Here is a 14515-nt window from a genome sequence, read left to right on the forward strand (position 1 = left end):
TGGCTTAGCCCGATGCTGGGCGATTACGCGTTTGATCCGTTGCTGCGCTTTGCCGCCTTGGTGGCGGCGGCCTCGACGGCACGACTTCGCTCAGCCTTCGCCGCCTCATCATCGCGCACCCCAACCATTCGTGGGGCATACGAGGCGAGTCGCCCGTCGCGCAGTGCCACAGCGGCGCCAATGAACCCGTCAAAGAGTGGGTTCGGACGCAGCGGTCGGCTGGTGAATTCGGGGTGGAACTGGCTGGCCACGAACCACGGGTGGTCAGCGAGCTCGATGATCTCAACGAGGCGGCCATCAGGTGACACGCCGGTGAAGCGCATGCCGGCCGCCTCAAGCTGCGGCTTGAACCGGTTGGCGACCTCAAAGCGGTGACGGTGTCGCTCGTACACAACCTCGGCACCGTACACCGTTGCGGCGCGGCTCCCAGGGGTGAGCTTGGCGGGGTAGAGGCCGAGACGTTGTGTGCCCCCCTTCTCTTCAACGCCGCGCTGGTCAGGGGTGAAGTCGATCACGGGGTTCTTGGTGAACATGTCGAACTCGGTCGAGTTCGCATCACTGGAGCTGAGGGCCTCGCGCGCGACGTCGATCACCGCAATCTGTAGGCCGAGGCAAAGACCCAGGTACGGGATGCGCTCCGTGCGCGCCATATGCGCGGCGCGGATCTTCCCCTCAATGCCGCGGTAGCCGTAGCCGCCTGGCACCAAGATGCCGTGCGCGCCGGCGAGTTCTGCGGAGAGGACGGCAGGCTCAGCATCATCGAGTCGCTCGGCGCTCACCCAGCGCACGCGTACATCAACGCCGTGTGCCCAACCGGCGTGGCGCAGCGCTTCGGTGACCGAGAGGTATGCATCAGGAAGTTCGGTGTACTTGCCAACGATGGCGATCTCAACGGCAGGCTTCTCGGCGACGATCTCAGTGGCGAGCTTCTCCCAACGCGAGAGGTCTGGCGTGGTTGCTGGGAGACCAAGTTCGCTCACGACCAGGTCGCCGAGGCCGAACCTCTCGAACTGCAGCGGCACCTCATAAATAGTGCGCGCGGTGGTTGCGGGAACGACCGCCTCAACGGGGACGTCGGTGAAGAGGGCGATCTTCTCGCGGACGTCGTCTGGAACCGGGTGGTCCGCGCGCAAGATGATGATGTCGGGCTGAACGCCGCTCCCGCGCAACTCTTTCACGGAGTGCTGGGTTGGCTTCGTCTTCAGCTCACCAGTAGCGGCGAGTTCTGGAAGGAGTGTGACGTGAATGTAGAGCGAGTTGCCGCGGCCAACATCCTTCTTCAGCTGTCGAATCGCCTCAATGAACGGCAGCGACTCAATGTCGCCAACGGTGCCACCAACCTCAACGATCACCACATCAACGTCATCGCCACTCAGGCGCAACACGCGCTCCTTGATCTCGTTGGTGATGTGCGGAATGACCTGCACCGTGCCGCCAAGATAGTCACCGCGGCGCTCGCGTGCGATCACGGTGGAGTAGATGCGCCCGGTGGTGACGTTAGAGGCCTGCGAGAGGTTGACGTCGATGAAGCGCTCGTAGTGCCCGAGGTCGAGGTCGGTCTCTGCGCCGTCGTCGGTAATGAACACTTCGCCATGCTGGTACGGAGACATGGTGCCCGGGTCAACGTTGAGGTAGGGGTCGAGCTTGATGACGGAGATGCGCAGACCGCGCGCTTTGAGGAGGAGGCCGACCGAGGCGGCGGTGATTCCCTTACCGAGAGAGGAGGTGACACCACCAGTGACGAACACGAACTTCGTCGCCATTGGTCGCTCTCCCTCCATCACTCAAGGTGGGGCGCTCGGGGTTTCCCCGAACGAGCCTGGTGGAGTCTATCGCAGGCGGCGGCGGAACGGGAAGGTTGTTTGGCGCCCTGCCCAGATACCGAAGAGGATGAGTGCGCCGCCGAACGCCTGGATTGGCGCGGGGGCCTCGCTGAGCACGATGGCTGAAACGATGACGGCGAGGAACGGCACCAGTAGCTGGAAACTGGAGACGCGGGAGACGCCAACGATCGGCACTGCGGTGAAGTACAAGACGTTGGCGAGACTGCTCGATCCAAGCGTGGCGAAGACGAGGCCGAAGATTGCGGGTGGTGGCGGCGCGGCAAGACCGTCGAATTGTCCAGCGGCGATCGCAGATAAGAAGAGTGCCCCGCCGCCAAAGATCATGCTCCAGGCGGTCCAGGCAATTGCGCCAACACGTGGGATGACGCGCGCTCCAGCCAGCAGATAGACCGCCCAGCAGACGGCGGCCCCGAGTGTCATCAACACACCAGTCGTCTCGCCCCCAAACGCGCCTGCCCCTTCTCCAAGGGCCACGGCCACAACGCCAGCAAACGCGATGATGCCGCCCACGGCGACCGCAGGCTTCAGCGGATCGATGCGTAGCAGTGAGGCGAGGATGGCGGTGAGGAACGGGGTAGCGGCAATAAGGAGCGCACTCGTTCCTGCATTAATGGTGCCGAACGCACCGGCCCAAAGGAGTTGATAGATCCCTTGTCCGATCACACCAAAGAGTGCGGCTGCGAGCAGATCACGACGTGACATGTGGAAGTTTGCGCCGCGCATGGCGGCCCAGCCCAGCACGAGGATCCCGGCCGTAGTGATGCGAATGGCAGAAAACGGCAGTACGGGCCAGACCAACACTGCCGATTTGACGACCGTAAAGTTGATCGCCCACGTTGCCATGGCGATGAGCACGCCGATTTCGGCAACGGCTCGGACGCTCAGTGGAGCACGGCTCACGAGGCGGTATTCCGGTCGAGATACCCCTTTTCACGGGCGCGGTCGATCCCCGCCACAAAGAGGCGTGGCGAGACGAGCCAAATCACCGCGGTACCAACGGCAAGGATGAGCAGGAGCTCGTTGGTGGGCATGGTGCCGAGGATACCTGTTGAGGTCGTACCGAGTAGCGCGCGGCGCAGCCCCTCGATCCACCAGGTGATTGGCAGTGCCGCTGCAATGTTTTGCACGGGCCCTGGGAGAACCTCGAGCGGGAAGATCGCACCGCAGAGCAGGAAGACGGTTGATGAGACGGCCTGCGGATACGACCACGCATCATTTCGTAGCTGCACGCAAACGCCACCGAGCACGATGCCGAGTCCTACAACAGAGAGGAGCCCGAGTGGCAGCACCGCCGCAAATAGCAGCAGGTCTGGCCCGCCCGCGCGCATTGGCACACCGAGCAGCATCCCTGCGCCGATCACGATGAGGGCACTAAACCCCGCAATGCTGGCCTTCACCAACGAGCGACCAATGGAGACAGGCAGCAGCGACGATGGCGTTGCAAAGATGTAGCGAATCGTGCGGTAGCGCTCGCGGTCGTCGAGTAGCGCATGCGTTGGGCCCTCAAGTGCTGCGCTAACGATCTGGAAGACGGCCTGACCGATCACCACAAATCCAATCGTCGCAACGTTCAGCGATCCACCAATGCTCAGGACGGCGAGAAAGAGTCCAAGAAATGCAAGCGGCCGAACGATGAGGAACGCGGCGAGATAGATCGGCTCCGCCCAGTTCCCCTCAATCGCCCACGCGAGTCGCGCCGAGGCGACAAGGGAGCGAGCGGCATCTGCAGCGCCGCCGCGCAGCGGGCCGAACCGTCGCACCTCTGGTGCGGAACCTGCGCTAATCGGCACGCGCCAACAACTTTCCACCGGCACGACCAACGCGCTCAATGTGGGCGAGCAGTACTCGCCCGATCACACCAAAGACGATCGTCATCACCAGCAGAATCAGGAGCTCAACGCCGACAGGCAAGATTCCTGTCGCAGCGAGTTGGGGCACCGCGACCTGGCGTAGGGCGTCAATCGCGGGGGCGAGCGGCAAGATGCCGAGTGCGACCACTCCTGCGGTACCCATTGAACGAACTGGTGCGTAGACGCCACCCAGCAGCTGCATAGGCTCGTTCAATAGGCTGCCGAGGTGATCTGCTTCGCGACCTGAAATCAAAAAGATCGAGGAGAGACAGACGCCGAGCGAATACATCGCCGCCACCCCCGCCAGAATCACCAGCGCAAGCAGGAGCGGATCAGCGACCTGATACTTCGCTCCGAAGAGGAGCACGCCCGCGGTCGTGATGATCACCGCCCGAATCACCACCCCAAGGGCGCCGCCGATCGCCATGCCGAGCGCAATCGCGCCCAGGCCAACGGGCGCGGTGATGTAGAGGAGGAGGTTCCCGGAGTCGCGCTCCCAGTGAAACTGCGCCCCCATCATCCAAACCACGGAGATCCAGAATGAGAGGAGTGCTGTCGCCAAGATCGTGGAGCCGATCCAGGCCTCATCGACGCCACGAGAGCGGAGCAGGAAGACGATGGAACACATGCCGAGAATCGGGAAGACAAGGTCGAAGAAGAGCCACGATGGCTCGCGCGCTGCACCGATCACGCGCGGATAGGCGCGTGCCAGCACTGAGGTGAAGGCGTGGCGCGTTCGGCGACCCAAGCTCCAGGTGGCCTCTTGGTGAATGCGCGAGATGAGTGCGGTGGCCTCGGCGCCGACAATGCTGTTACCCATTGCTCGTCTCATCTGATTCGCTAATGCCTCGACCGACGAGTTGCACAAAGACCTCTTCAAGTGTCGGCTCGCTCTTCGAGATCTCTCGTAGGTGCGCACCTCCTGCAGCAAGCGCACTGATCACACCGCCGAGCGCAGCATCTTCTTTCAGGCCGATCGCGAGTCGCAGCATGGGCGAACCGACGCCAGAGGCGTCGGTGCCATCGGCGTCTCGCGCCGCGACAGAGATCACGCCGGGAAGGGCACGGAGTGCATCCATGGGCATTGTTGTTGGCAGCGCATCAATGCCAACGATGAAGAGTGCATCTTTTTGCACCATGCGCTTCAACTCTGTTGGTGTCCCCTGCGCCAAGATGCGCCCATGGTCAACGATGGCGATGCGATCGCACATCTCATCCGCCTCTGCCATGTAGTGCGTTGTGAGCAGTACGGTTCGACCAGGCTGCTCCGCTTGGAAGGCTCGCACGCGATCGCGCACGTCGCGGGCGGCCGAGACGTCAAGGCCGATTGTTGGCTCATCAAGAAAGAGGATCCATGGATCGTTGAGGAACGATCGCGCAAAGTTCAGCTTCTGGCGCTGCCCGGTCGAGAGGGCGCTGATCTTGCGGTCACGAATGTCATCGATGCCGAACGCGGCGAGCTGCGCATCGACCTTCGCCATCCCCTCGCGGTACGGCAGGCCGTAGAACTGGGCGAACATCGCCAGCTGTTCACGAACCTTCAGTAGGCCGTACCCAGAGAAGTCACCGCCGGCGACCAGGTTCATGATCCGGCGCACGCGTGCCGTTTCGGTGACGACATCAAGGCCGAAGATGGATGCGGATCCGGTGCTCGGAAGGAGAAGGGTGCTCAGGATTTTGATCAGCGTGCTCTTCCCCGCGCCATTTGGGCCGAGCACCCCGAAGAGCTCACCAGGCTCAATGCGCAGGTCGATGCCGTCCAGTGCGGTGACCGGGCCGCCCTTCGCGTGAAAGACGCGGCCGACTCCCGTCGCGTCAACGGCTGCAGGCGAGGCCGATCCCGACATCTCTCCTCCTTCTGAAGGGTGGTGCTGCGTTGTCACTCGGTGGCAACGGCGCGCGTGCAGTGAGTCTACAATCTCCCTGCAGCACCAAGGCGCACGTGAGCAGCTCCGCGCCGACGGCCTACCTGCCTATTGATGGATGGAGAGACCCATGGATCAGCGCCTCGACCAGTCGGCCGTCACCACGATTCGCACCCTCGCGATCGATACGGTGCAGGCAGCCAACAGTGGGCACCCAGGGGCTCCGATGGGCTGCGCGCCAATGGCGCACACCATCTGGTCACGACACCTTCGCCATGCACCAGCAACGCCAGGCTGGTTCAACCGCGACCGCTTCCTCCTCTCTAACGGACATGCGAGCGCACTCCTCTACTCGCTCATTCATCTCGCGGGCTACGGCCTGACCCTTGACGACCTCAGGGCCTTCCGCCAGTGGGGCTCGCTCACACCAGGGCACCCAGAGTTCGGCCTAACCGCTGGCGTCGAGGCCACCACCGGGCCGCTCGGCCAGGGATTCGCCAACGGCGTCGGCATGGCAATCGCAGAGCGCCGCCTCGCCGAAGAGTTCAACCGCCCAGGGCATACCGTCATTGACCACCGTGTCTTTGCCATCGTCTCTGACGGCGACCTGCAAGAAGGGATCGCTGCTGAGGCCGCATCGCTCGCCGGGCACCTGAAGCTCAGCAAGTTGATCTACCTCTGGGACGACAACCTGATCCAACTCGACGGGCCAACCGCCACCGCCTGGTCAGAGGATGTCCTGAAGCGCTTTGATGCCTACGGCTGGCACACCGCCCGCGTCGAAGATGGCAACGACATTGAGGCGATTGATCGCGCCATTGATTGGGCGATCGCCGACGAGCGGCCGAGCTTGATTGCAGTGCGCACGGTGATTGGCTTCGGTTCACCAAACAAGGCGGGGAGCCAGAAGTCGCACGGCGCGCCACTCGGTGTCGACGAGGTGAAGCTCACCAAGGCCGCCTACGGCGTTGATCCCGATGCAACCTTTGCGGTGCCTGCCGATGTTGCCGCTCTATATAAGGAGCGCAGTAATCACGGTGCCACGCTCGTTGCCGCGCACGCTAAGCAGCTGCTCGCCTACGCCACCGCCTTCCCGGCTGAGGCCGCTGAACTGCAGCGCCGCATGGCGGGAACTCTTCCCGCTGGTTGGAAGAGCGCGCTACCGAAGTACGAACTCGGTGGCGATGCACCAACGCGCAACGTCAGCCAGTCGAGTATTACGGCGCTCGGCGCTGTGCTTCCAGAGTTGATTGGCGGCAGCGCCGATCTCTCGGAGTCGAACCTCACCGACATTCATGGTGGTGGCAAGTTCACCGCCACCGAGTCGGGCCGCAACATCAGCTACGGCGTGCGCGAGCATGCGATGGCAGCGATTGCGAACGGCATCTCGTATCACGGTGGCTTGATTCCATTTGTGGCAACCTTCCTGACCTTTAGCGATTATCTGCGTGGCGCACTGCGCCTTGCAGCACTCGCCAACCTCGGTAGCATCTTTGTCTTCACCCACGACTCAATTGGTCTTGGTGAAGATGGCCCAACACACCAGCCGGTCGAGCACTACGCGGCGCTGCGCGCCATTCCGAACGTGCGCTTCTTCCGACCTGGTGATCCGAACGAGGCCGCGGCGGCGTGGGGTGTTGCCGTTGAGCGACGTCATGCGCCAACCGTGCTCGCCTTCACGCGACAGAAGTTGCCCGTACTCGCCGGCTCCATTACTGGAGCGGCTGCAGGCGTACGACGTGGCGCATATGTGCTTCGCGAGGCAACAGGCGCGCCAAGGATGATCTTGATTTCGACCGGCTCGGAGTTGCACCTCGCCGTTGCGGCGGCGGAACAGCTGGAGGCTGCCGGCACACCGACGCGCGTCGTCTCGATGCCCTGCCCAGAACTCTTCGGCGAGCAGGACGCGGCGTACTGCGAGTCGGTGCTCCCAGCGGCACTCCGTGCGCGCGTCGCCATTGAGGCGGGTGTGAGCTTGGGCTGGGATCGTTGGTCGGGCACCGACGGCGCCATCATTGCGATGGACCGCTTCGGCGCCTCAGCCCCAGCGCCAATCCTCTTCAAGGAGTTCGGCTTCACCCCTGAGCGCATCGTCGAGATCGCCAAGGGCGTGCTCGCGGGCAGCGTGCGCGGCGTCGTTCCGACGCCACACCTGCACGACGGGCATCAGGTTCGCTGAGGTGGCACGCCGCCTTGCCGTTGCCGCCGACCATGCGGGTGCTGCCCTAAAGGCGGCGATCGTTGCCCGGATTGCTGAGATCGCCCCTGACTGGAGCGTCGCCGACCTTGGTGGCGATGGGAGTGACCCAACCGACGATTACCCCGACTCCTCACGTGCCGTGGCCGAGCGCATGATCGCCGGCCAGGCCGATCGCGGCCTGCTGATCTGTGGCTCGGGGATCGGCGTGACGATCGCCGCGAACAAGTTCCACGGCATTCGCGCCTCCATCGCGCACGATCCAGCTTCGGCCCGACAGGGGGTGGTGCACGACGACATGAATGTGCTCGCCTTCGGCGCGAACATCATCTCTCTTGATATGGCGCTCGAGACGCTCGCCGCCTTCTTGCAGGCCGAGCCGAGCAGCGAGGAGCGATACCTCCGCCGCACAGCGAAAGTTGCCGACATCGAAGAGGAGCAGTCGTGAGCGCTGAGCCACGACTCCCCTTCCGCGCTCGCATCGGACGAGCCTCAGACCTGGCAGCAATTGAGAGCACCTTTGACCGCGCCCGCACTGGCGAGTGGGCGGTACGACTTGCTGCACGCGATGCAACGCTCTGGAGCAACGACGTCGAGGTGCAGGAGAAGATCGCGAATCGTCTCGGCTGGCTCGATGCACCAGACCACTTCACCACAGAGATCCCGTCGCTCGAAGCATTCGGCGATGCGCCGGTCGCTGGCGCAACATCACGCGTGACCAACTTCGTCGTTGCTGGCATGGGCGGTTCATCGCTCGCCCCCGAAGTGCTCGCGCGTGCGTTTGCCGACATCACCGACTGGGGGAAGGCGCGTATCTGCGACTCCACCGACCCGGAGGCGGTACGCACTGCCGTCGAAGGTTTGAGCCCAGAGAGCTGCTACTACCTATTGGCGAGCAAATCTGGCACCACCACCGAGACGCTCTCCTTCGCCGCCTATGCATACGAACTCAATCAGCAACAGCTCGCTGCAACGGGCTCCACGCAGGAGCCAACGGCAAACTTCGCTGCCATCAGTGACCCGTCGCCGTGCGTTGACGGAGTCACGAAGGTAGTCAATACAAGTCGCCTCTTCTTGAATCCCGCCGACATTGGCGGTCGATACTCCGCCCTCAGCTTTGTTGGCCTCGTGCCCGCGGCGCTGCTCGGCATTGATCTTGATCCGCTCCTCGCTTCGGGGAGCGCAGCAGTGGCGCAGAGCCGTGATCCAGAGCCAGCGGGGAATCATGCCCTTGCACTCGGTTGCATCATGGGCGCGCTGGCACGCGAGGGTCGCGACAAGGCGACGCTCATCGTTGACGAACCAATTGATGGTTTCGGTGCGTGGGCTGAGCAGCTCGTTGCCGAGAGCACAGGAAAGCACGGCGTTGGTGTGGTGCCGGTTGATGGCGAGCCGCTCGGCGCCGTGAGTGTGTACGGCGACGATCGACTCTTTGTGCGCATCAAGTTGGATGGCGGCACGGCGCCACGCTGCGCCGATGGCTCCGCTGTTGAGGCACGTCTCGACGCACTCGCTGCCGCAGGGCATCCAGTGCTGGAGTGGACGCTCAACGATCGCATTGACCTTGGTGGAGAGTTCGTGCGCTGGGAGGTCGCGACCGCATTCGCTGGTGCTGTTCTCAACATCAATCCGTTCGATGAGCCGAACGTCACCGAGTCGAAGACGAATACGGCCAACGTTCTTGCCGAACTCGCGGCGAGCGATGCGCTTCCAGAACTGCCTGTGAAGTGCTCGGTCGACGGCCTGCAGCTGTGGGTCGACGATGCGCTCCCAGCCGCTCTCGCCGACGACGCAGAGCGGCTGATTGCCGGTCAGCTCGATCGACTCGGCGCGCGCGGCTACATCGGCATCCAGGCGTATATCGCCAGCACCCCGGCGCGCACCGCGGCGCTGACCAAGCTGCGCCTGGCCGTGCGTGACGCAACGGGGCGAGCCACCACGGTTGGCATTGGCCCACGCTTCCTGCACTCCACCGGGCAGCTCCATAAGGGTGGGGCGCCGATCGGCTGGTTCCTGCAGATCGTCGCTGGCCACCCACGAGACCTCGCGATCCCAGGGCGGCCATACAGCTTCGGCCAGCTCATTGACGCTCAGGCGCTCGGCGACGTTCGGTCGCTCGCCGACCACGGGCTCCCCGTGCTGCGGGTGCACCTGGGCGACGATCCAGACGCTGGGCTCACGCGCCTTACGGCGCTCATCGAACGGGTGCTCGCAGTTCGCTAGCATCGGTAGGTACGAAGACCAATAGTGAAGGGGGAGAACATGCAGATCGGATTTATCGGCCTCGGCAAGATGGGCGCCAACATGGTGAGGCGACTGGTCCGAAGCGGCCACGACGTGGCAATTTGGAACCGCTCCCGTGAGAAGACCGATGAGGTCGCAAAAGAGGGTGCCAAGCCGACCTACACCGTGAAGGAGCTGGTTGACAGCCTGACCTCCCCAAAGCGCGTCTGGGTCATGGTGCCGAGCGGTGATGCCACCGAGGCGATGATCGATGAGTTGATCCCCCTTCTCACTAAGGGCGACACCATCATTGATGGCGGCAACTCCAACTTCCACGACACCATCCGCCGACACGAGAAGCTCGCCGGTCACGGCATTCACTTCATTGACGCTGGAACCTCTGGTGGCGTGTGGGGCCTCGAGAACGGCTACTGCATGATGGTCGGCGGCGACGCTGAGCCAGTAAAGGCGCTTGAGCCAATTTTCATCACTCTCGCGCCAAAGGACGGCTACATGCACTGCGGCGGCTCGGGCGCTGGCCACTACGTGAAGATGGTGCACAACGGTATTGAGTACGGGATGATGCAGTCGTACGCCGAGGGGTTTGAGATCCTCGCGAAGTCGCGCTACAAGCTCGATCTCGCCAAGGTGAGCGACCTCTGGATGCAGGGCTCGGTCGTCCGCAGCTGGCTCCTTGAGCTCGCCGCGCGCGCCTTCCGCGCCGAAGGTAGCGACCTGAAGGGGATCAAGGGCTGGGTCGCCGACTCGGGCGAGGGCCGTTGGACGGTACAGGAGGCAATCGACCTTGATGTGCCAGCCCCGCTCATCACCCTTTCACTGCTGACACGCTTCCGTTCGCGACAGGACGACTCGTACTCGGCCAAGGTGCTCGCTGCGCTGCGCAATCAGTTCGGTGGCCACTCGGTAAAGTCGGAGTGAGTCCGCAAACTCCCGCAGATGGACACGCGACAATTCGTGATTTGCGGCTCGGCCGCAAGACGCGAAAGCCTGCGGCAAAGAGGGGTAAGAAGAACCCCCTGCGCGTCGGTCTACGCATTGAGCGTGTCCCTGATCCCCATGTGGTGGTCCTCTTCGGCGCGACGGGTGACCTTGCACACCGAAAGGTGGTGCCCGCACTCTTCCACCTCTGGATCGGCAACCTGCTGCCAGAGCGATTCGCACTCGTCTGTTTTGGTCGACGACCGTTCAGCGATCAAGAGATTCGTACGGCGTTACGTACCTCTCTCGATAAGCATGCGCGCATCACCCCTGTAGACGATGAGCGGTGGGCGGCGTTCGCTTCGCGCATCACCTACCACCAGGGCGGATTCGATGAACCAGATGCATACGCATCGCTGTCAACGAAACTTGCCGCCATCGACACGGAGTCCGGCACAGATGGGAATCGCCTCTACTACCTCGCCACTCCGGCCTCATCGTTCCCAGAGATCGTGCGAGGGCTTGGTGCTGCAGGGCTCGATCACGAGAAGGCCGATAGTGGCTGGCGTCGCATCGTTATTGAGAAGCCGTTCGGCCGTGACCTTGAGACGGCGGTAAAGCTCAACCGCGAGGTTGGCAAGGTGTTCCGCGAGTCGCAGGTCTATCGCATCGACCACTACCTTGGCAAGGAGACGGTGCGCAACATCTTGATCTTCCGCTTCGGCAACCTGATCTTTGAGCCGATCTGGCATCGCCGCTATATCGACCATGTGCAGATCACCGTGGCAGAGTCAATCGGCGTTGAGGGGCGTGGCGCCTTCTACGAGGAGACGGGCGCGCTGCGCGACATCTTGCAGAACCACCTCCTTCAGCTGCTCACCCTTGTGGCGATGGAGCCACCAGCGAATCTCGAGGCTGAAGCCCTGCGCGATGAGAAGGTGAAGGTGCTCCGTGCGATTCGGCAGATCCCAATTGAGGAGGTTGATCAATCGGTGGTTCGCGGTCAGTACGGCCCAGGTTGGGTTGGTGCCACCGAAACGCCCGGCTACCGCAGCGAGCCAGCGGTCGACTCCGCCAGCGAAACCGAAACGTTCGTTGCCGCTCGACTTGAGATTGACGACTGGCGTTGGGCGGGCGTCCCCTTCTACCTGCGCGCCGGAAAGCGCCTCCCGAAGCGGGCCACCGAGATCGCCATCCAGTTCAAGGATGTACCGCAGCGTCTCTTTCCCACGGTTGGGGATGAGCCGGAGCCGAACCTGCTCGTCATTCGCATTCAGCCTGACGAGGGAATTCAACTCCGCTTCGCAGCGAAGGTCCCTGGCTTGGGGATCGACGTTCGCCCAGTAAACATGGACTTCGCCTACGGCTCCGCCTTCACTGTGGAGAGCCCCGACGCCTACGAGACGCTGATCCTTGACGCACTGTTGGGCGATGCGTCGCTCTTCACGCGCGCCGACGAGGTTGAGGCGGCCTGGCGGATCGTTGATCCGATCATCGATGCCTGGGTGGCCGGCCCAGAGCCAGAGATGCCGAACTACACGTCGGGGACCTGGGGTCCCGAGGCGGCAGACGAGCTCCTTACACGAGAGGGGCGCCGCTGGCGCCGCCTCTAAGCCGGCGGGGGCGAGACACTGATGGGCCTTAACTCCATCCTCGCCTCAACACTGCGTTGGACCTCGAGCGCCACCACCGTCGCTGAAGCCGAGGAGCTCCTCGCTAAGCTCTGGGCGAGCAGCGAGGCGCGCCGCTTCCTTGTCTCTGACTCACCTGCAGATTCAACCACAGGCGAACCGCTCGCCGTGCGTACCGGTGTGATGAACCTTGCCGTGGTTGCCAGCGGTGCAGAGCGCGCTACGCACGCGGCATCCATCATGGCGACGCTACCGCGCAACCCGTCGCGCACCCTCTTCATCGTTCCGCGCGACCCAGAGGGTCCAGCCACCTTTGCCGCCCGACTTGAGGTCTTCTGCGCCGTCACGCCGCGTGGTGACGGCACCTCCGCCTGCACCGAGCTGCTCTGGATCGATGTTGGCGGTCCCGCGGCGCATCATCTCGCCAGCATCGTGCCACCACTCTCGCTCCATGACCTGCCGACACTTCTCTGGTGGGATGCCCCAGTAAACGCGGCAGAGAGTGATGTGCGGCAGCTCCTTCGCGGTGTTGACCGCGTCATCATTGACGGCGCCACGCAGCCAGGCGACGGACTTGCAACGATTCGTTCTCTCTCCGCGGCGGCTGAAAACGCTGGAGTTGCACTCACGGACTTTGCGCTCCTGCGCCAGGGGCGGTGGCGTGACTCTATCGCCACCATGTTTGACGACGTATCAGCCGCACCCTTCCTGAACGCCATCAACACGATCTCTATTGACTACTCGGGAGGGAAGGGGGACAGTGCCTCCATCAACGTCGTGCGCCCTGCGTATCACGTGGCGTGGCTCGCCTCGCGGATCAAGGCCTCAATCCAGACGCCGCTGCACCTGGGCGATGACGCTGGGTGGCGTGCCAAGCTCCGCGATCCAGCGCGACAGCCAATCGCGGTTGAGTTGAACCCTGTTGATTCGGTGCTCGGTACGGGCACAACGATCGCCGTGCGCATTGCTGCGGATCGACGTGGTGATCACTTTGATCTTGAGGTTCGTGCCGACTCAACCTCCACCCGTGCAATCGCCAAGATCAACGGAGCAGTGGTACATGAGCGAACCTTCCAGGCACCACGTTGGACCGAGTCATCCCTACTGAGTGAGTCGCTCGAGTTCGGCGAAGTGGACCCACTCTCTCCGGCAATTCTCCGCACCATGAGCCTGCTAATCGGATGAGCGGCCCGACGGTTCGTATCCTGCGCGACGCTCAGGGCGTTGCAGAGGCAGCTGCGGACCGAGTGATTGAAGCGGCAACCACTGCCGTGGCCGCGCGTGGAGTCTTCCATCTCTGTACCACTGGCGGCTCAACTCCGGCGGCGCTCTATCGCGCACTGCGTGAGCCAGCACGAGCCGCCCGCATGCCGTGGACGCAGACGCAGATCTGGTTCGGCGATGACCGCTTTGTGCCACGTGCCGACCCGCTCTCGAACATCTACCCGCTCGACACCCAGATGCTGAGTGCAAGCGCCGATGGCGCTCCCTCACCGCTTTCGCCAAGCGCCGTGCACCCTTGGCCAACAAGCGCCGCTGACGCACCAACCGCCGTGAGCGCCTACCTCGAGGAGCTGCGTGGCGCTGGGGTGCCGCATACGTCGGCGGGCTTCCCCATCTTCGATCTGGTGCTCATCGGCATTGGCGGCGACGGCCACTGCCTGAGCGTCTTCCCTGGTTCGCCCCTCGCCCTCGACGGGGCGCCGGTCGCCGCGGGTGTCCCAGCCCCCACCCACATTGAGCCACACCTGCCGCGCCTCTCCTTCTCGCTCGGCGCGATCACGGGCGCCCGTGCGGTGCTTGCCCTGGCCCCTGGCGCTGGGAAGGCCGAAGCGCTTGCGCGCATCTTCAACAGCACAACAGCAGTCATCGACGCGCCAGCGAAGGCGGCGCTGGTCCCAACGGCAATATGGCTCCTCGATACGGCCTCGGCCGCGATCTTGCCCTCATAGCCTTTGACGGCCCT

12 protein-coding genes are annotated in these 14515 nt (G+C 63.5%); 7 read left to right on the plus strand and 5 right to left on the minus strand.

The window, feature by feature from the left end; translation table 11 throughout:
- Positions 1–23 precede the first annotated feature (23 nt).
- The 5 genes from pyrG to AC3LCN_RS00245 all read right to left on the minus strand — a co-directional run bounded on the left by pyrG (position 24) and on the right by AC3LCN_RS00245 (position 5541).
- The gene (pyrG, locus tag AC3LCN_RS00225; protein ID WP_488648080.1) at positions 24–1763 is read right to left on the minus strand and encodes a CTP synthase; all 1740 of its coding nucleotides are present in this window, start codon (positions 1761–1763) and stop codon (positions 24–26) included.
- A 66-nt stretch (positions 1764–1829) separates the two neighbouring features.
- Positions 1830–2744 (minus strand): DMT family transporter, encoded by a 915-nt coding sequence (locus AC3LCN_RS00230; protein WP_488648081.1) that lies wholly within the window; start codon positions 2742–2744, stop codon positions 1830–1832.
- Positions 2741–3634, minus strand: coding sequence for an ABC transporter permease (locus tag AC3LCN_RS00235; protein WP_488648082.1), 894 nt, complete (start codon positions 3632–3634; stop codon positions 2741–2743). The genes AC3LCN_RS00230 and AC3LCN_RS00235 overlap by 4 nt, the downstream gene beginning before the upstream one ends.
- Entirely contained in the window at positions 3624–4514 is an 891-nt protein-coding gene (locus AC3LCN_RS00240; RefSeq protein ID WP_488648083.1) for an ABC transporter permease, read from the minus strand. The genes AC3LCN_RS00235 and AC3LCN_RS00240 overlap by 11 nt, the downstream gene beginning before the upstream one ends.
- The gene (locus tag AC3LCN_RS00245) at positions 4507–5541 is read right to left on the minus strand and encodes an ABC transporter ATP-binding protein (RefSeq protein ID WP_488648084.1); all 1035 of its coding nucleotides are present in this window, start codon (positions 5539–5541) and stop codon (positions 4507–4509) included. The genes AC3LCN_RS00240 and AC3LCN_RS00245 overlap by 8 nt, the downstream gene beginning before the upstream one ends.
- 148 nt (positions 5542–5689) lie before the next feature.
- Between AC3LCN_RS00245 and tkt the strand changes: the two genes are divergently transcribed.
- From tkt to pgl, 7 genes are read left to right on the plus strand one after another with little or no spacing between them, the layout of a single operon-like run.
- Positions 5690–7738: a transketolase gene (gene tkt, locus AC3LCN_RS00250; protein WP_488648085.1), complete on the plus strand. Its 2049-nt coding sequence runs from the start codon at positions 5690–5692 to the stop codon at positions 7736–7738.
- A 1-nt stretch (position 7739) separates the two neighbouring features.
- The gene (locus tag AC3LCN_RS00255; RefSeq protein ID WP_488648086.1) at positions 7740–8204 is read left to right on the plus strand and encodes an RpiB/LacA/LacB family sugar-phosphate isomerase; all 465 of its coding nucleotides are present in this window, start codon (positions 7740–7742) and stop codon (positions 8202–8204) included.
- On the plus strand, positions 8201–9979 hold the full coding sequence (locus tag AC3LCN_RS00260; RefSeq protein ID WP_488648087.1) for a glucose-6-phosphate isomerase: 1779 nt from the start codon (positions 8201–8203) through the stop codon (positions 9977–9979). Before AC3LCN_RS00255 ends, AC3LCN_RS00260 begins: the two co-directional genes overlap by 4 nt.
- A gap of 39 nt (positions 9980–10018) precedes the next feature.
- On the plus strand, positions 10019–10918 hold the full coding sequence (gene gnd, locus AC3LCN_RS00265) for a phosphogluconate dehydrogenase (NAD(+)-dependent, decarboxylating) (RefSeq protein WP_488648088.1): 900 nt from the start codon (positions 10019–10021) through the stop codon (positions 10916–10918).
- A complete protein-coding gene (zwf, locus tag AC3LCN_RS00270) occupies positions 10915–12531 on the plus strand; it encodes a glucose-6-phosphate dehydrogenase (protein ID WP_488648089.1) in 1617 nt (538 codons plus the stop codon). Before gnd ends, zwf begins: the two co-directional genes overlap by 4 nt.
- Before the next feature lie 21 nt (positions 12532–12552).
- A complete protein-coding gene (locus AC3LCN_RS00275; protein ID WP_488648090.1) occupies positions 12553–13734 on the plus strand; it encodes a glucose-6-phosphate dehydrogenase assembly protein OpcA in 1182 nt (393 codons plus the stop codon).
- Positions 13731–14501, plus strand: a complete 771-nt coding sequence (pgl, locus tag AC3LCN_RS00280; protein ID WP_488648091.1) for a 6-phosphogluconolactonase — start codon at positions 13731–13733, stop codon at positions 14499–14501. Before AC3LCN_RS00275 ends, pgl begins: the two co-directional genes overlap by 4 nt.
- Positions 14502–14515: the final 14 nt, after the last annotated feature.

It is taken from the genome of Candidatus Limnocylindrus sp., from assembly GCF_040397215.1.
In the GTDB taxonomy this organism is placed as follows: Bacteria; Chloroflexota; Limnocylindria; order Limnocylindrales; family Limnocylindraceae; genus Limnocylindrus.

Coding starts and splice junctions, on each gene's coding strand:
- pyrG (WP_488648080.1), bottom strand. CDS start 1,763: ATGGCGACGAAGTTCGTGTTCGTCACTGGTGGTGTCACCTCCTCTCTC.
- AC3LCN_RS00240 (WP_488648083.1), bottom strand. CDS start 4,514: ATGGGTAACAGCATTGTCGGCGCCGAGGCCACCGCACTCATCTCGCGC.
- AC3LCN_RS00245 (WP_488648084.1), bottom strand. CDS start 5,541: ATGTCGGGATCGGCCTCGCCTGCAGCCGTTGACGCGACGGGAGTCGGC.
- tkt (WP_488648085.1), top strand. CDS start 5,690: ATGGATCAGCGCCTCGACCAGTCGGCCGTCACCACGATTCGCACCCTC.
- gnd (WP_488648088.1), top strand. CDS start 10,019: ATGCAGATCGGATTTATCGGCCTCGGCAAGATGGGCGCCAACATGGTG.
- AC3LCN_RS00275 (WP_488648090.1), top strand. CDS start 12,553: ATGGGCCTTAACTCCATCCTCGCCTCAACACTGCGTTGGACCTCGAGC.
- pgl (WP_488648091.1), top strand. CDS start 13,731: ATGAGCGGCCCGACGGTTCGTATCCTGCGCGACGCTCAGGGCGTTGCA.